A 15,779-nucleotide genomic window follows, 5' to 3' on the forward strand; every position below is an offset into this window, starting at 1 on the left:
AATACCTGGGCGGACATCATCAACCGCGCTAACCTCGGTATGGAAGTAATGCACGAAAGAAATGCACACAACTTCCCGCTCGACTTGGCTGCTGGTGAAGCGACTCCTGTTGCTTTGACTGCTCCTGCTATCAACGGTTAAGATTTGGTTTGATTTATAAATGCAAAAACCCCCTGACATGAGTGTCAGGGGGTTTTTGCGTTGGGGTTGATTTAGTAGTTGAATTGAGACACGAAATTTTTGCTGTATTGACTGAAATCGCCAACCGTTTCTCTACTGGTGCCTGTTTATACTTTCCAAACATCCTCTTAGACGCATACCTGCTATGTTAATTTTCCTCTTTAATTCTACAGATCCAAAAAATCGCCGCGATTGAATTTAGAACGGGCACATACTATCTTATGTCAGGCTCTCAGCCCTAGTTAATTAGATCGGGCAGGCGCGCAGTAAGCGATCGGACGTAGTTACCCACCCGATCGCGCCATTCTCCGCTAAGATGACATCGATCGCTGCTTGATATTCGATCGGAATTAATACCTATAAATTACGTTGAGAACTGTTTGCTAGTCAAGCGATAGTGGGACATCTGGGCAATATCGATCGCAGGTGTACAAGACCACATGTCATCCAAAGAGAGCGACAGTGATTGAGAGACAATCGCGTCGATCTCTGTTGCCATCTTGCATAAAATACTCTGTGCGCCCAAATGCCCCAAAATGCCCAAACGGATTGCCGCACTGACAATCCCCGTCACAAAATTGTGCAAGAATGCAAAACTTGTATCGCGTTCACTCAGATGTATTGCTCGCCCGACGATCGCAAACACGATCGGATGTAAACCTGGCGTTTTGTTGATATCAACATCTTCCTGCAATGCTTCTAGTTGAGGATCGTGCCAAGTCGATCGGGCTACAAGTAGCAAAGCCTGTCCGCTGCGCTGCTGAGCTTCACGAGTCGTCTGAATTAACATCTGGGCATACAAACAGGCATCCGCTCGCCGCACTTCCGTCAGATCGTTATTGGTGCTGGCGCGGTAGGCATGAATGAGGGCGATTAAATCTGAACAACCCACCTTGTTATGTAGCAACAAATAGAGAAATGTTTCGATATCCTGAGGATTATGAATCTGATTGGTTTGCACCATTGCTTCCAAACCGTGGGAAAGTGTGAAGGAACCCGATGGGAAAAAAGAATCAGACAATTGCATCAGGGCGAGACGGGAATCAATCATAACAATCGATTAGTGATAATTCTTAAGGGATGACAACGATGCAAAAGCCAGTCTAGAAGGGGAACAGATCGAAAGGAAGCAAAGAATAATAAGGTTGTAAGGACACAACCAAAAAAACAAAATGTTCCCCACATCCTATCATAATTGTCTACGAGTGAGTCTGACAGAATCACAGGATTTGACATTGCAGATAATAGTAATGCGGTTACAAGCCCATCGCCTTTTCTGATTTTCCCAGTATCGACGGTGAGATATTCTGCAATTTTATTGCTGACAAAATCATATTCAATTCTGGAGATTTGGCCGATAATATCTTGGGTATTGGTACGACAATTGAGTTGGTCGAAATTGACAACTTTATCTAATTATGATGCTCTCAATCGACTGGTAAAATAGTAATAAGTATGTATTTATATCTATGCGCCGCGATACGATTTTCTATCAATTATTTCAACAATCGCCTACTCTACTATTCGAGTTGCTACCACAACCGCCAGCAAATGCCGCTCGATACACTTTTGAGGCGGTTGAGGTGAAGGAAACTGGTTTTAGAATGGATGGGGTATTTCTACCACCAGATCGCTCTGGAATTGTCTATTTCAGTGAGGCGCAGTTTCAGAAAGATGAGACACTATACGAGCGGATGGTAAGCGAGATTAGCATTTATGTTTACCGCAATCGCGAGCGACTTTCTGATTGGCAAGCGGTGGTTATTTACCCAACTAGAAGTATGGAGCAATCTAATACCAGTACAGTGCAGGAGTTGTTAGCTAGCGGTCGTATACTGCGCGTGTTTCTGGATGAGTTGGGTGAGATTGAAGAGTTGTCGATTGGTGTGGGATTGATGGTGTTAACGACGCTGGAGGGGGATGAAGCGAAAATTCAAGCTAGATCGGCGATCGAACGCTCTGGTGGCGATCGAGATATAATTGAGATGATAACCAAGATCGTGGTTTATAAGTTTAATTCATTGAGTCGAGATGAGGTGGATGTGATGCTGGGGATTGAGTTACAACAGACGCGAGTTTATCAAGAAGCTAAGGCTGAGGGCAAAGTCGAGGGGAAGGATGAGGAACGAGAAATTGGATTACAGCGGGAAAGAGCATTAATACTCAGGCTTCTAAATCGCAAGTTAGGGAATCTATCGCCACAGCTTCAAGCTAAGGTTTCTACGCTCTCGCTCGAAAATGTAGAATCTCTTGGTGAGGCTCTATTCGATTTTAATTCGATCGTCGATCTAGAAGCTTGGTTGAGTCAAAATTAACGATCGATCGTGCAAATCAATCAAATCTCCCAAATCGCGATCGACTGTAAATATCTGGCTCTAGTTGAGTTTTCACGATCGAATATTACAAAGCGTTGGCGTAGCCTACCGGAGGTAATCGACTATTAACGATCGACCTAGTTTTCGTATCTGTTTCAGTTTGATGACGATCGATCCTAATGGCAACGATCGAACGCTCACATCGATCGCCCGATCGAATGTCATGCCTACTTAATTAGTGATGAGAATGGGCAGAAAATTGAATCTGATTAGCGGAAGAGCGAACTTCGTAGTCAATACATAAGTTTGGAATGTTGACGTTTCTTACGGTGGTTTCCATTACGGCACGATCAGCTGCCATTTCTACATAAATGCGATCGCCATGTACTAAAATCGGCCAGTGATGATTTCCAAGTACATGCCCCAGATAGATTAAGTCAATCGCATGTTTTGATACATCACCACTAACACTTAGCGTCATCACAGTTTGCTCAGTGAGATTGACTAACAGTAATTGTCCAGATTGCATCGCGAACAAATCTCCTGTTCCGAGGGACTGCTCCCGGCTCTTAATGATGCCTAGCTCAATGCCCGTTGTCGAAAAAGCATGAATCCGCCCTTTGCCACTATCTGCTGGTTGCAAATAGACCTCTAGCAAGGTTCCTGCTTCTTGAGCTTGCAATACTTGCTGCTGTAGAGATCGATCGATTGCTTGATTACCTAAGTAGGTTTCGGTTAGGACTGTCATTTGGGGATCTCCGGTAAAGGTGGTTGACCGTTGAGATGTCGCATTCTGGTCAAAGCATAGTTGATATAGGCTTTAAGGATCGGTACGTTTGATGACATCGCGCGCACTAGCAAACCATTACAGTTGGGCAAGGGCGAACAGGCGGCAGTTAACTCTGGATCGGTTTGGACAAACTCTTCTAAATCCCGTTCCAGAGATTGTAAATCGCCTTCTGGCGCAACTAAAATTATGCTGGCAAGAATTGGTTGAGATGTAAAAATTGGGTTGTTAGTTAGAGGTTCAGATTTCCCCAGCAACCGCATCGCATCGGTAAAGACCAAATCTCCATCAGTGGTACAGACTTTTAAACGACTGAAGTACTGACTAAAATGAAAGCATTCTCCCCTTGCTAACCGTCCAGGAATCATGATTTCGCTTAGAAACAGGTTCCCTGTTGGGGCGATCGCTATTTGGATAGTCTGCTCCAGATTGGCATCGCGATAGAGAATCAATGGTTCAGGAACAAACTCCAAACTTGCCCCTGCACCAATCTCAAAGTCATAACGAATCCGGGCAACCTGACCACATGGCATCAGATGGACTTTTGAGGCTGACTGATCGGTGAGATATAGACTGGTGCGATCGCGTAATTTTGCCCCGATTTGAAAGCGATCTCCTGCCAACAGCCCAGGAGAGGAATTCATAATGTATAGATAAGCGCGATGGGCATCGGTGGGGTCGAGCCTTAACGGACGGGACAGCCGAAACGGATAGGTTGCATACTGACGATACACAAACGATCGCCCCAATCGATCGATTCCCATCTCGAGGGTGAGTTGTTGCGGGGAAACTGGAGGGTTTAGCGTAGTTAGAGGTGAAGCGATGAGTTCTGCTAACATATCGATCGCGTTTTCTCCATAATTTTACTTGTCTTGTCCAATCCTTCCTGACCATCTTCCCGCTCGATACTGCTTTTAATCTGTGTGGAGCGATGCCACTTTCTTAAAAGCTGCATGTACCCACTAAACTTTAAACCTTCTGACCAATGAATCGGGTTGACGATCGCGGGTGGTTATATGTTTCTGCATGGCAAGAATTGCCCAGATAACAACTGGTGATTACCTCAGAGATAATTGCTTTAATTATCTCCCTTGGCCAAAATTGTGACATACCAATCGAGGATAACAACCATGTTGAGTCAACTAATATTTCAACTCCAAAATAGTTAGACTGACAATTATTAAGCTATATTTGACGTTGACAGTGTAGAATATTACATAGAAACATTTAGCTTTCACCGTAAAATATGGATAGGGAAGAGTTAATAAGACGTTATAACGCTGGAGAAAGAGATTTTTCTCAAGTGGATCTAAGTAAAGCTAACCTCTTGGGTGTGGATCTTAGTGCTGCAAATCTGAGTGGTGTTAATTTCCTCGATGCCGAACTACATGGAGCTAATCTAAGCAATACCGTATTAGCCAGCGCTCGGTTTTCCTCAACAAATTTGCGCTATGCAATTCTTGACGGAGCAGATTTGACAGGTGCTGAACTTTATGAAAGCGATTTTGAATATGCAAGTTTAAAGGGTGCAAATTTAGAAGGAGCTTCAATACGGGAATGTCGCTGGAGCAGCGCTAACATTAGTCAAGCTAACTTGACTAATGTTAATCTTTCCGGAGAAGATTTTGAGCCTTGTTTTGACGCGATAAGTGATAACCAAGTATTAACTAAAGAAAAATTTGTTAATTACTATAATTCAGGGACAAGAGATTTTTCGGCAGATTATGATGGCTGGAATCAGTGGAAGTTCTCTGAACTAAGGCATTTCGATTTCAGTGGATGCAAACTTTCTGGTATAAAGTTTCCTTCAGGTCTCGACCTCACAGGAATTAACCTACAGAATGCTGATTTGAGTCACTCAGATCTACTAGAGGCTTGTCTAAGAAACGCTAATCTGGAAAATGCCAACTTAGAAAATAGTTCTTTCTATGGTGCTTCTTTAGATGGATCTAATTTCAAGAATGCCAATATGCGAGGAACAAAAATATGTACTTCTGGTGTTATTTCTTCGTTAAGACAAGCTAATCTGAGCGGTGCAGACCTTACTGGCGCAGACATGACACGAGCTTTTCTAGACGATGCAGATTTTACCAAAGCAATTCTGATCAATGCAAATTTTAGTAATGCTAGTTTAATACGAGCAAATTTCATTGATGCCACTATGAATAATGCTAACTTCACTGATATTATTTATAGTCCTGAAACTATCTTTCCAAGTGACTTTCCTGCGGATATATATCTTTCTACAGCAATTCAACTAATCCCAGAGGCAGACTTTTCAAGATTTGCTGAAGAGCCAGATAAAAATAGAAGGTACACTAGAAAGCATATTTTCTCATGCTATGACTTACATGGGTTAGATTTGCACGGAGCCAATTTCTCCAATTTGGGAATGAATCAGGTAAATCTTAAAGGGACAAATTTGAATTGCGCCATTTTAAGATCAACAGATTTTTGTCGCGCCAACTTACGGGGCGCAAACTTTAGAAATGCTGACCTTAGTAATGCAAGCTTTGGTGGCGCAAACCTATGTGGTACAGACCTTGAAGGTAGTCTTTTGATTGGAACTCGCTTTGATGGCGCTTTTTATGACTCAAGCACTATATTTCCTGATGACATCATTCCTGCGGGTATTAAGTACCTGGGAACAGGAGCTGATCTTCAAGGATTTCATTTTACATCTGTAGATTTGACTTATACTGATTTAACTGCTGCTAACTTGAGAGGATCTGATCTAAGTAGTCGTGACCTTACTGGTTCAAATCTCAGTGGAGCAGATTTAAGTGAAGCGAATTTAGAGAGAGCGAATTTAGATGGAACTATTTTGGATGGGGCTATTTTCCATAGAACAATTATGCCAGATGGTAAAGTACGGAGTGATAACACAGTAGACAAATAATAACCGAACGTAGTTATTTGCCGAAGATTTGAATGGGAAGAGTGGTCAAATTGCAATCAAGGCATATAAAGTAGATAAAGTTGTTCAGGTCCGGTCTAACAATCCCGTTGCACGCCGACCGTATAGAGTCTTCTCGTTTAGCCAGAGAGGTTATTAGCGACGGGTGAACGAGGGCGTTATATAGCTGAGATACAATGCTAATTGCTATTACGCTCTGTAGCGAATAGCATGAATCCAGATCGACAATTCATACAAAATTTATCCGAAGTATTTTGCATTAACAACTTTGGCAATTCTCTAGTTTAGGAATGAAATACTATCCCGAAATGGCCACTTAATGATGCAATCGATCTAGTGCAACTGTTCGATCGAAATCACATCGATATTCATGCCTATACATTCGTTGGCGGTAGCGGAGCGTTTGCCCTGCAATAGCCTCTCCAACGGAGAATCGATCGACCAAACTTAACCATGCCTGGAAGATCGCCCCTCAATAAAGGCTCGATCGTTTTAATTCGATACTTAGCCTCTGATTGGAGCATCGAGCTAGTTATCGAACGGACTGAAATAGTAATTTGTCAAAGATGAACTGCATCACTCGATCTAATCCTTCACCCGTTTTACAGTTGGTATAGGCGATCGGCTTGCCTTTTCGTCTTTCTGTAGCATCGCGATCGATGATGTTCAGGTCGGCTCCTACATAGGGCGCAAGATCGATTTTGTTAATTACCACAAGATCTGCTTGGATAAACCCTGGCCCATTTTTGCGGGGAATATCATCGCCTGCACCCACATCCAGCACAAAAATATAGGCATCAATTAAGTCATAGCTAAATGTTGATGCCAGATTGTCGCCACCGCTTTCGACAAACACTAGATCGAGTTCTGGGAAAGTTCGCTCTAGGTTGCGGATTGCCAACAAATTCATTGTCGGATCTTCATGTAACATATCTGCTTTGCTCAAAGCTCTAGTATTTTTGACTGGTAAAAGTTGTTTGCGAAGTGATCGCTGATTTTGTAGGTTGGGTTGACGAGGGAAATCCAACTGCTTCTTGTTTGCTCCCTAACATTGCTTCATCGATCTCCCCCTCCATTGTCCAAGGGAAAATGTTGAAACCGAGAAATAAACCTATGGCAGTCCGTCAACGGCGTTACAGCAAAGAGGAGTTGGCTCGACGTGGGCAAGAATTCTATGAGTCTGGTATTCGGCAGCAAGTCGAAGCAGGCAATGAGGGCAAGATTGTGGCGATCGACACAAACTGGAAGTAAAATTGAGCAACTAGTTTCGTATAGAAAAATACCATTTTGAGCCAGGTTCAAATCTTAAATTTACAGCAACTCGATCGAGGGCTGCCTGCAATCACACCCGCTTTTGGAGCTGCGATCGCCGAAGCGGGTGCAATTTGTCTAACGGATGAAGCTCATGTGCCAGGAGTGATCCTCGAAATCGAAGGGGAATTTTCCACTCGGTTCCAATTAGATTGGCAGCCCGTTACAGAACAAGCAAGACGATGCTGGAATGATGAAGAGTATACGACCGAGCAAGCAGCTTATGGTATTGCATTGCTATTAATTCTGCAACTAACCGATCTAACGGTGATTGAACGCTCTCGGAAGGGAACTGGATTTGACTACTGGCTGGGAAATCAAGATTCAAACTCGATGCTGCCGTTTCAGCGCATGGCTCGGCTGGAAGTTTCTGGAATTCGTAAGGGTAGTCGAAGTCAGATCAATGCCAGAGTCAAGCAGAAAACTGAACAAACGAGAGCATCTGATATAGAAGGGTTGCCAGCCTATATTATAGTAGTAGAGTTCAGCCGCCCAATTTCGATCGTTAGTGCAAAACAGAACCCAGAAGGAGCCTTACTTCAATGAATCAAATTCAAACGCTCCACCAACAAGCAATGGATTTAGCGGAAGCAGCGGCAGTCGCTCGTTTAAGAGGTTCGGTCGAACAGTCTGTACATTTAACACGCCAAGCCTTTGAACGAGAAGTCCAAGCTGCTACTTTAGTCGCTAGCGATCTTGGTGCAGAACCCACTCGTTCTGTCCTTCATCGAAGTGCTGCATCTCTAGCGATCGAGTGTGGCGAGTTACAAGCCGCAGAACACCTAATCGCAACTGCATTAGCTGGCAATCCGCCCCTAGAAATAGCTGAAGAACTTAAAGATTTATTCATCCAGATCAATTTGAGCCAATATCTGAAGCGTCAAGGAATTGACCCTGACATTAAGGCATTGCAAGGGTTGGTCGATCGATAGTGTCTATTGGTGGCACGGTCTAACAATCCCGTTGCACACCGACCAGATTGAATTGATTGGTGAGTCCAAGAGGTTACTTCCGGCGGGTGAACGGGGACGTTATATATACATTCGATCGATCGACCAAACTTAACCATGCCTGGAAGATCGCCCCTCAATAAAGGCTCGATCGTTTTAATTCGATACATAGCCGCTCCTTGGATCATCGAGCTAGTTATCGCACAGGCTGAAATAGTAATTTGTCAAAGATGAACTGCATCACCCGATCTAATCCTTCCCCCGTTTTACAGTTGGTATAAGCGATCGGCTTGCCTTTTCGTCGTTCTTTAGCATCGCGATCGATGATGTTCAGGTCGGCTCCCACATAGGGCGCAATATCAATTTTGTTAATTACCACCAGATCTGCTTGGATAAATCCCGGCCCATTTTTGCGGGGAATATCATCGCCTGCGCCCACATCCAGCACAAAAATATAGGCATCAATTAAGTCATAGCTAAATGTCGAAGCCAAATTGTCGCCACCGCTTTCGACAAACACCAGATCGAGTTCGGGGAAAGTTCGCTCTAGGTTGCGGATTGCCAACAAATTCATCGTCGGATCTTCGCGAATCGCTGTATGGGGGCAACTGCCTGTTTCTACTCCCACAATTCGGTTAGCGGGTAAGATGCCTTGACGCTTGAGTCGATCGGCATCTTCTTGCGTCAACAGATCGTTTGTTACTACAGCTACTTCGATCCCTTGCTGCATGAGTAAGGGTAATAACCTTTCCAGTAGAGCCGTTTTGCCACTGCCGACTGGCCCCCCGACACCCAACCGCGCCACTGATTTTTTCATGTTTACCTAAAGATATACAACCGACCCAGGGGAACCCGCGAGACAGGTTCGCAGGTGGCAATATCACCATTTACCCGCACCTGAAAAGTATCGGGATCGACTTCTATTTCTGGACAGGCATTGTTATGCAACATATCTGCCTTGCGCAGAGATCGGGTGTTTTTGACTGGCAATAATTGCTTGCGAAGTTTGAGCTTATCGGCTAAACCACAATCTAGAGCTGTCTGAGTCACAAAGCAAAAAGAAGTAGACTGCTTGGCACTGCCATAGCTGCCCCATTGCGGACGATACAGGATTGGTTCGCAAGTCATCAGCGAGGCGTTTGATTCACCCATCGGCGACCAAGCGATAAAGCCACCCTTAATTACTAGCTCTGGCTTGATCCCAAAATAACCAGGATGCCACAGCACAATATCCGCGATTTTACCTGGCTCGATCGAACCTACATGGGAATCAATTCCACAGGTTTTGGCAGGATTAATTGTGTACTTGGCGATGTAACGCAAAATCCGTTGATTATCATGGCGATCGCTATCTTCTGGCAGTGCGCCCCGTTGGTCTTTCATTTTGGAAGCCAATTGCCAAGTGCGACAGATGACTTCGCCAATCCTGCCCATACCCTGACTATCGGAACCCATCATGCTGATTGCTCCCATATCATGCAGAATATCTTCTGCTGCAATAGTTTCGGCGCGAATACGGGATTCAGCAAAGGCGACATCTTCGGGAACTTTTGGATTAAGGTGATGGCAAACCATCACCATATCTAAATGTTCATCAAAGGTATTGACCGTATAGGGATTAGTAGGATTAGTAGAAGAAGGGAGACAGTGAGAATAGGAAGCTACCTTAATGATGTCGGGAGCATGTCCACCGCCAGCACCTTCGGTATGGTACATGTGGATCGTTCGACCACGAATCGCTGCTAGCGTATCTTCCACATAACCTGACTCATTAAGCGTATCAGTATGAATTTGGACTTGAAAGTCATGCAGATCGGCAACAGAGAGACAGGTGTCAATCAGAGCAGGCATTGCGCCCCAATCCTCATGAATTTTTAGCCCGATCGCACCGCCTTCGATTTGCTCGACGAGACTTGCTGGGAGACTCGAACTCCCTTTACCCAAAAAGCCAAAGTTAATCGCAAATCCTTCAGAAGCTTGCAACATTAAGCCCATATTATAGGCTCCACCTGAGCAAATACCCACGGTGACTGGTCCCAATCCACCCCCAATCATCGTCGTTAATCCGCTAGAAAGTGCCTCGGCACAGAGTCCCGCACTATCGAAGTGAACGTGACAATCAATTCCACCTGGAGTAGCAATTAAACCTTCAGCCGATCGCACATCGGTATTGGCACTAATAATCAGGTTAGGCTGTACTCCATCCATCACACCAGGATTGCCCGCTTTACCAATCCCGACAATCTTGCCATCCTTGATGCCAATGTCTGTCTTGACAATCCCCTGTACGGGGTCAATCAGCACAACATTGGTAATCACCAGATCCAAGGCTCCTTCCGCCGCTGTCACCCCAGAAGCTAAGCCCAAACCATCACGGAGAGTTTTACCACCGCCAAAAACACACTCATCACCATAGACAGTAGTATCTCGCTGGACTTCGGCAATTAATGATGTATCCCCCAACCGAATCCGATCGCCTGTGGTGGGGCCAAATAGCTCGGCATAACGCTCCCGACTAATTTCCATGACTTTCCTCTGCTATTGTGCTGTAGCCCAATCTTTGCACCCGCTCCATCGCCATTTCTTTGGCATTGGGAGCATCTAACGCCTGATTTACCAAGCTATTTAGTCCTTGGATATGTCTGGTGCCACCGATCGCTACTAATGCGACAGTTTTGGTATCTCCTGGCTCAAATCTAATCGCCGTCCCAGCCGGAATGTCCAACCGAAATCCATAAGCTTGGGCGCGATCGAACTGCAACGCCCGATTAACTTCTAGAAAATGGTAATGGGAGCCAATTTGGATCGGTCGATCGCCTAAGTTTGCTACTGTCAGGGTTTTAGTCTCTCGGCCAGCATTTAGTTGCAATGAGCCAGCTTCGCAGAGTACTTCACCAGGAAAGGAAGTTGGGGCATTTGAGGTGGGGATATTTGTCATCGCATGTTCATCCAGGGCTACGGATTGGATTGTGAATACTGACTAGCTTAGTCCCATCGGCAAAGTGCGCTTCCACCTGAATCATCGGGATCAGCTCAGTTACGCCTGGTAAGACATCCTCGGTCGTCAATAAAGTCGCTCCTTCAGACATCAGTTGTGCCACGGATTTATCTTCGCGTGCGCCTTCGATCGTGGCATCAATAATATAGGCGATCGCTTCCGGCACATTCAGCTTGAGACCTTTTTCCTTCCGACGACGGGCGATTTCGGCTGCTGTAAACACAGTCAGCCGTTCAACCTCTCTGGGAGTTAAGTACATATCAACTCTGCAAATGGTCTAATAACACTCGAATTATGTTGCTTCTTGTCTCAGTAATAAGTAGTGAAAGTTACAATAAATTTACTATTCCTGGTTCGATCGACCGATATTATTGTCAAGTTGATATGTAACTAAAATATAGATCTAGCAAGTCGGTCGCGATTTTACGAAAATCAAGAGAATAGTATCCTGCAAAACATAATTATCTAAATCTCCGTGATAGATTAATCTCGTAAAAACTAAGGCATAACAATTTTAACAGCTTTGCAAGCTGTATTATGAGATCGATAGAGATCGAGTTTGTAGCGATCGAAGCACTACGATTATTGTGAAATAAAATCAAATAATCATTTCTTTTTCCAGCTATTTCGTTATTATCTACGGGGCTTGGAGACAATTTATCGTGAAAAGGCGACAGTTAATTCAATATGCCAGTTTGAGTAGTATCGCCTTATTCAGTGGCATCGGTACTAAATCATTAGCAACAACTTTCAATCATCAACAAGAAAATCAACTTAGGAAATTAGCGAGCGATCTAAAATCCGTTAGTTTTGATGTTGCGACGATCGATCTAAATGGTCGAGAGATTAACAATCGATCGCGACAAGCTCAGTTTTTTACGACTGAGCTAGGCGAGAGTATTCCCTTAACAATGGTCGCAATTGCAGCGGGTGAATTTGAGATGGGAGCCGCCCATCCCGAAATAGATCGATCGACTAGCGAAACACCAGGGCATCGGGTGGCAGTCCAGCCTTTTTTCATGTCAAAATATCCGATCGCCCAAGCTCAATGGCAGGCTGTGAGTCAACTGCCGCCAGTCAATCGAGCGTTAATTCCCGATCCTGCCCATTTTGTTGGTGCCGATCGACCAGTCGAATCAGTATCCTGGTTAGAGGCGGTCGAGTTTTGCGATCGGCTGTCGCAACATACCCAGCGCAACTATCGGTTGCCCAGTGAAGCCGAGTGGGAATATGCAGCTCGTGCGGGAACGAGCACACCCTTTAGTACTGGGGCAACCCTCACCTCGGAGTTTGCTAACTACGGTACTCAATTTACCTATGGGGCGGAATCTCCCAGTGAGTATCTACCCACAACTACCAATGTCGATCGGTTCGCTCCCAATGCCTTTGGTCTAAATGACATGCACGGCAACGTGTGGGAATGGTGTGCCGATTGCTGGCATGAAACTTACCAAGGTGCGCCCAGGGATAGTCAAGCCTGGATTAAAAATGGAGATTCAGAGCTGCGATCGTTACGTGGTGGTAGTTGGGCTGACCATCCGAGTCAGTTGCGTTCCGCCAGTCGATCGGCCTATGAAGCTGATTCCCTCAATCGGATGATTGGCTTTCGAGTTGTCTGTGCTTAGTAAGGAATGCTGGGATGTCCATGTTTAATAAAATTCCTGTGACCGTGTTGACGGGCTATCTAGGGGCTGGTAAAACCACCCTGCTCAATCATATTTTGACAGCTAATCACGGTCAAAAAATAGCCGTGATTGTGAATGAATTTGGCGAAGTTGGGATCGATCGCCAGCTCGTGATTGGTACCGATGAAGAAATCTTGGAGATGAATAATGGCTGTATCTGTTGCACCATTAGGGGCGATCTGATTCGGACGATCGGCAAGCTGCTGGCACGGCGCGATCGGTTTGATGCCTTACTGATTGAAACCACCGGACTTGCCGATCCGGCTCCAGTCATCCAGTCTTTCTTTGTCGATGAACTACTTCATGCCCAAACCGAGCTGGATGCGATCGTGACAGTCGTCGATGCCAAGCATATTTGGGAGCACTGGGATAGCAGCGAAGCTCAAGAGCAAATTGCTTTTGCCGATGTAGTTATCTTAAACAAAAGCGATTTGGTTTCCCCCACGATTCTGGATGAGCTAGAACAGCGGGTGCGCGGGATGAATGCGATCGCCAAATTGTACCGCACCCAGAATTGTCAAATCGACCTGGATAAAATATTGGGTTTAAAAGCCTTCGACCTGAAACAGGCTCTGAGGATCGACCCCCAATTTTTGACCGAGGATGCCCACGAGCACGATCTGTCGATCGCTTCCGTCGGGATTAGCACTACGGGCAGTTTCAGTAGTACCAAGGTCAACCGCTGGCTCTATCAACTGGCGCAAGATCGCGGTGCCGATATTTTTCGGATGAAGGGGATCGTCAACTTGGATGACGAAGCGCGGCGATTTGTCTTTCAAGGGGTACACATGACCCTAGATGGTAGACCAGGTAAACCCTGGCAGCCAAGCGAAGTCCGCCGTACCGAACTAGTATTCATTGGACGCAATTTAGATGAACAGCAGTTAAAGGCTGAGTTTGACGCTTGCCGACTGGAAACACCCGCAATACCAATACTTCTCGGTTAATCTAAAAACTAGTTAGTCCGCGTAGGCGGACTTTGCATCACTAGCGGCGACTTCAGTCGTTAGCAGTTCTTAAACGAGAAGTATTGGAAACACCCGTTGAAGTCGGTGGCTGATTTTAGATACAGACTAACTTACCAATTGGATAGGAGAACAAGAGATGAAGCTACAGCATTATTTGGGCGGCGTTGAAAATCTCGGCCCCGTCAGCACCGAAAAAAAGGTATTTGTCCAGCCTTGGGAAGAGCGTATTTTTGGGATTCATGTGGCGATGATGGCACTGAGCAATCACCTCGATACCGCCTTACCCAAGTACCAGATTAAGAAAGTACCCACCAAATTCAAGGATTTTTGGACGTGGGGACATCTCCGCGCTGGAGCCGAAGGGATGCAGCCATTTGACTACTTCCGGTTGCGCTATTACGAAAAATGGTTGGGCGGTATTTCGGGCTTCTTTATTGAGAAGGGTTATATCTCCAAAGCCGAACTAGATGCAGCCACAGCCAACTATCTCTCTCGCCCCAAGTTGAAGAGCTTTACACCACCAGCCGGAGGGAATCCGGCGATCGATACCCAAGTTGTGAAATATCTCCGCGAAGGCGATTCACCGAAGCGACCGATCGCCACCAAGCCCAAGTTTACGACAGGGATGAAGGTGAAGGTCAAAGACCCGATGGTCGTCGATCATACGCGGCTCCCAGGTCATCTTCGGGGCAAAACAGGCGTTGTTTATTTGGTTTATCCAGACGGTTACAACTACTTCTTCTCGACTGGACCTGATGGTATCGGTGCGCCCATGCCTGTCTATCTGGTGTCTTTTAATCCTGCCGATCTGTGGGGCAAAGACAAGAGCGAACCCAATTCGACTTACTACGACGATCTATTTGAAACCTATCTGGAAGCTGCTTGAGGAGGAAATTTTATGAGTGGATACGAGCATTTTAAGTATGATACCGATCGCGAAACCTACAGTGCGGCTAGAGTGCGTGCTTTAGAGGCTCTGCTGGTTAAGAAAGGTGTGATTACGGGGGCGACAGTGGATAAAGTCTTGAAGTATTTCAAGACAGAAATGGGTCCGTTCAATGGGGCAAAAATCGTGGCTCGTGCGTGGGTCGATCCAGCTTTTAAGGCGCGGTTGTTGCAAGATGCCAATGCCGCGATCGCCGAGATGAAGTTTCCCCCAGGGATGTCTGGTGCCGAAGGTGAACACCTGAAAATAGTCGAAAATACCGCCAAGGTGCATAATTTGATTGTCTGCACCCTCTGTTCTTGCTACCCCTGGCCTACTTTAGGTTTGCCGCCCTACTGGTTCAAAGATCCCACCTTCCGCGCCCGCGCAGTTAGGGAACCCCGCGCCGTACTGAAAGAATTTGGCTTGACGATCGATCCAGCCGTAGAAATCAATGTGTGGGATAGTAGTGCCCAGATTCGCTGGTCGGTGTTACCAGAACGGCCACAGGGCACAGCCAAGATGACTGAAGCCCAATTGGCGGCGATCGTTACCCCCGAATCGATGATGGGTGTCGGCAAGATTAAGGTTGCTTAAACTACATAGGGCTTGCTGAATAAGTCATACGATCGAGTGAGCGAATCTCGAAGCACGCTCACTCGAAGCGCGTCGTCTAGCGACGATCGCCAATGATAATTTTTAGTTAAGCTCAAAGGAGATACAAGCAAGATTTCTAATCGGTA

At 45.6% G+C, this 15,779-nt stretch carries 16 protein-coding genes and 2 pseudogenes; 10 read left to right on the forward strand and 8 right to left on the reverse strand.

The features are described 5' to 3' along the window. Positions 1–141: pseudogene (locus ACEW9I_RS09505) on the forward strand (photosystem II q(b) protein); the annotation flags it as partial. Positions 142–544: 403 nt separating this feature from the next. On the opposite strand, the gene ACEW9I_RS09510 reads toward ACEW9I_RS09505, so the two are convergent. Then, a complete protein-coding gene (locus tag ACEW9I_RS09510) occupies positions 545–1,231 on the reverse strand; it encodes an urease accessory protein UreF (RefSeq protein WP_373540110.1) in 687 nt (228 codons plus the stop codon). A gap of 418 nt (positions 1,232–1,649) precedes the next feature. Between ACEW9I_RS09510 and ACEW9I_RS09515 the strand changes: the two genes are divergently transcribed. Then, positions 1,650–2,495, forward strand: a complete 846-nt coding sequence (locus ACEW9I_RS09515) for an Rpn family recombination-promoting nuclease/putative transposase (protein WP_373540111.1) — start codon at positions 1,650–1,652, stop codon at positions 2,493–2,495. Between the two features lie 235 nt (positions 2,496–2,730). On the opposite strand, the gene ACEW9I_RS09520 is transcribed toward ACEW9I_RS09515, so the two are convergent. Beyond that, complete coding sequence (locus ACEW9I_RS09520) at positions 2,731–3,243, reverse strand: urease accessory protein UreE (protein ID WP_373540112.1); 513 nt, start codon at positions 3,241–3,243, stop codon at positions 2,731–2,733. Next, complete coding sequence (locus ACEW9I_RS09525; RefSeq protein WP_373540113.1) at positions 3,240–4,121, reverse strand: urease accessory protein UreD; 882 nt, start codon at positions 4,119–4,121, stop codon at positions 3,240–3,242. Before ACEW9I_RS09525 ends, ACEW9I_RS09520 begins: the two co-directional genes overlap by 4 nt. 407 nt (positions 4,122–4,528) lie before the next feature. On the opposite strand from ACEW9I_RS09525, the gene ACEW9I_RS09530 reads away from it, so the two are divergent. After that, complete coding sequence (locus ACEW9I_RS09530; RefSeq protein ID WP_373540114.1) at positions 4,529–6,181, forward strand: pentapeptide repeat-containing protein; 1,653 nt, start codon at positions 4,529–4,531, stop codon at positions 6,179–6,181. A gap of 550 nt (positions 6,182–6,731) precedes the next feature. Here ACEW9I_RS09530 and ACEW9I_RS09535 read toward each other — a convergent pair. Then, positions 6,732–7,127, reverse strand: a pseudogene (locus ACEW9I_RS09535) (GTP-binding protein); the annotation flags it as partial. 185 nt (positions 7,128–7,312) lie between these two features. Here ACEW9I_RS09535 and ACEW9I_RS09540 point away from each other — a divergent pair. From ACEW9I_RS09540 to ACEW9I_RS09550, 3 genes are read left to right on the forward strand one after another with little or no spacing between them, the layout of a single operon-like run. Further along, positions 7,313–7,450 (forward strand): hypothetical protein, encoded by a 138-nt coding sequence (locus ACEW9I_RS09540; protein WP_373540124.1) that lies wholly within the window; start codon positions 7,313–7,315, stop codon positions 7,448–7,450. Positions 7,451–7,486: 36 nt separating this feature from the next. After that, positions 7,487–8,056 (forward strand): hypothetical protein, encoded by a 570-nt coding sequence (locus ACEW9I_RS09545; protein WP_373540115.1) that lies wholly within the window; start codon positions 7,487–7,489, stop codon positions 8,054–8,056. Next, on the forward strand, positions 8,053–8,442 hold the full coding sequence (locus ACEW9I_RS09550; RefSeq protein WP_373540116.1) for a hypothetical protein: 390 nt from the start codon (positions 8,053–8,055) through the stop codon (positions 8,440–8,442). The genes ACEW9I_RS09545 and ACEW9I_RS09550 overlap by 4 nt, the downstream gene beginning before the upstream one ends. A gap of 214 nt (positions 8,443–8,656) precedes the next feature. Here the strand turns inward: ACEW9I_RS09550 and ureG are convergent, their stop codons facing one another. The 4 genes from ureG to ACEW9I_RS09570 are packed head-to-tail and all read right to left on the reverse strand — an operon-like array spanning position 8,657 to position 11,717. Then, the gene (gene ureG, locus ACEW9I_RS09555; RefSeq protein ID WP_373540117.1) at positions 8,657–9,277 is read right to left on the reverse strand and encodes an urease accessory protein UreG; all 621 of its coding nucleotides are present in this window, start codon (positions 9,275–9,277) and stop codon (positions 8,657–8,659) included. A 2-nt stretch (positions 9,278–9,279) separates the two neighbouring features. Then, positions 9,280–10,986, reverse strand: coding sequence for an urease subunit alpha (gene ureC, locus ACEW9I_RS09560; RefSeq protein WP_373540118.1), 1,707 nt, complete (start codon positions 10,984–10,986; stop codon positions 9,280–9,282). Further along, complete coding sequence (locus tag ACEW9I_RS09565; RefSeq protein WP_373540119.1) at positions 10,976–11,398, reverse strand: urease subunit beta; 423 nt, start codon at positions 11,396–11,398, stop codon at positions 10,976–10,978. The genes ureC and ACEW9I_RS09565 overlap by 11 nt, the downstream gene beginning before the upstream one ends. Positions 11,399–11,405: 7 nt before the next feature. After that, positions 11,406–11,717 (reverse strand): urease subunit gamma, encoded by a 312-nt coding sequence (locus tag ACEW9I_RS09570; protein ID WP_015159752.1) that lies wholly within the window; start codon positions 11,715–11,717, stop codon positions 11,406–11,408. 403 nt (positions 11,718–12,120) lie between these two features. On the opposite strand from ACEW9I_RS09570, the gene ACEW9I_RS09575 reads away from it, so the two are divergent. From ACEW9I_RS09575 to nthA, 4 genes are all read left to right on the forward strand, one after another. Next, entirely contained in the window at positions 12,121–13,083 is a 963-nt protein-coding gene (locus ACEW9I_RS09575; protein ID WP_373540120.1) for a formylglycine-generating enzyme family protein, read from the forward strand. Between the two features lie 14 nt (positions 13,084–13,097). Then, positions 13,098–14,090, forward strand: a complete 993-nt coding sequence (locus ACEW9I_RS09580) for a GTP-binding protein (RefSeq protein ID WP_373540121.1) — start codon at positions 13,098–13,100, stop codon at positions 14,088–14,090. Between the two features lie 157 nt (positions 14,091–14,247). After that, positions 14,248–14,997, forward strand: coding sequence for a nitrile hydratase subunit beta (nthB, locus tag ACEW9I_RS09585; RefSeq protein ID WP_373540122.1), 750 nt, complete (start codon positions 14,248–14,250; stop codon positions 14,995–14,997). 12 nt (positions 14,998–15,009) lie between these two features. After that, complete coding sequence (gene nthA, locus ACEW9I_RS09590; protein WP_373540123.1) at positions 15,010–15,633, forward strand: nitrile hydratase subunit alpha; 624 nt, start codon at positions 15,010–15,012, stop codon at positions 15,631–15,633. Positions 15,634–15,779: the final 146 nt, after the last annotated feature.

Origin of the sequence: Chamaesiphon sp. (assembly GCF_041738855.1) — a bacterium.
Lineage (GTDB): Bacteria > Cyanobacteriota > Cyanobacteriia > Cyanobacteriales > Chamaesiphonaceae > Chamaesiphon.

What these genes read in the sequence shown, in the direction of transcription:
- ACEW9I_RS09510 (WP_373540110.1), bottom strand. Translation starts at nt 1,231, where the DNA reads ATGATTGATTCCCGTCTCGCCCTGATGCAATTGTCTGATTCTTTTTTC.
- ACEW9I_RS09515 (WP_373540111.1), top strand. Translation starts at nt 1,650, where the DNA reads ATGCGCCGCGATACGATTTTCTATCAATTATTTCAACAATCGCCTACT.
- ACEW9I_RS09520 (WP_373540112.1), bottom strand. Translation starts at nt 3,243, where the DNA reads ATGACAGTCCTAACCGAAACCTACTTAGGTAATCAAGCAATCGATCGA.
- ACEW9I_RS09525 (WP_373540113.1), bottom strand. Translation starts at nt 4,121, where the DNA reads ATGTTAGCAGAACTCATCGCTTCACCTCTAACTACGCTAAACCCTCCA.
- ACEW9I_RS09530 (WP_373540114.1), top strand. Translation starts at nt 4,529, where the DNA reads ATGGATAGGGAAGAGTTAATAAGACGTTATAACGCTGGAGAAAGAGAT.
- ACEW9I_RS09540 (WP_373540124.1), top strand. Translation starts at nt 7,313, where the DNA reads ATGGCAGTCCGTCAACGGCGTTACAGCAAAGAGGAGTTGGCTCGACGT.
- ACEW9I_RS09550 (WP_373540116.1), top strand. Translation starts at nt 8,053, where the DNA reads ATGAATCAAATTCAAACGCTCCACCAACAAGCAATGGATTTAGCGGAA.
- ureG (WP_373540117.1), bottom strand. Translation starts at nt 9,277, where the DNA reads ATGAAAAAATCAGTGGCGCGGTTGGGTGTCGGGGGGCCAGTCGGCAGT.
- ureC (WP_373540118.1), bottom strand. Translation starts at nt 10,986, where the DNA reads ATGGAAATTAGTCGGGAGCGTTATGCCGAGCTATTTGGCCCCACCACA.
- ACEW9I_RS09565 (WP_373540119.1), bottom strand. Translation starts at nt 11,398, where the DNA reads ATGACAAATATCCCCACCTCAAATGCCCCAACTTCCTTTCCTGGTGAA.
- ACEW9I_RS09570 (WP_015159752.1), bottom strand. Translation starts at nt 11,717, where the DNA reads ATGTACTTAACTCCCAGAGAGGTTGAACGGCTGACTGTGTTTACAGCA.
- ACEW9I_RS09580 (WP_373540121.1), top strand. Translation starts at nt 13,098, where the DNA reads ATGTCCATGTTTAATAAAATTCCTGTGACCGTGTTGACGGGCTATCTA.
- nthB (WP_373540122.1), top strand. Translation starts at nt 14,248, where the DNA reads ATGAAGCTACAGCATTATTTGGGCGGCGTTGAAAATCTCGGCCCCGTC.
- nthA (WP_373540123.1), top strand. Translation starts at nt 15,010, where the DNA reads ATGAGTGGATACGAGCATTTTAAGTATGATACCGATCGCGAAACCTAC.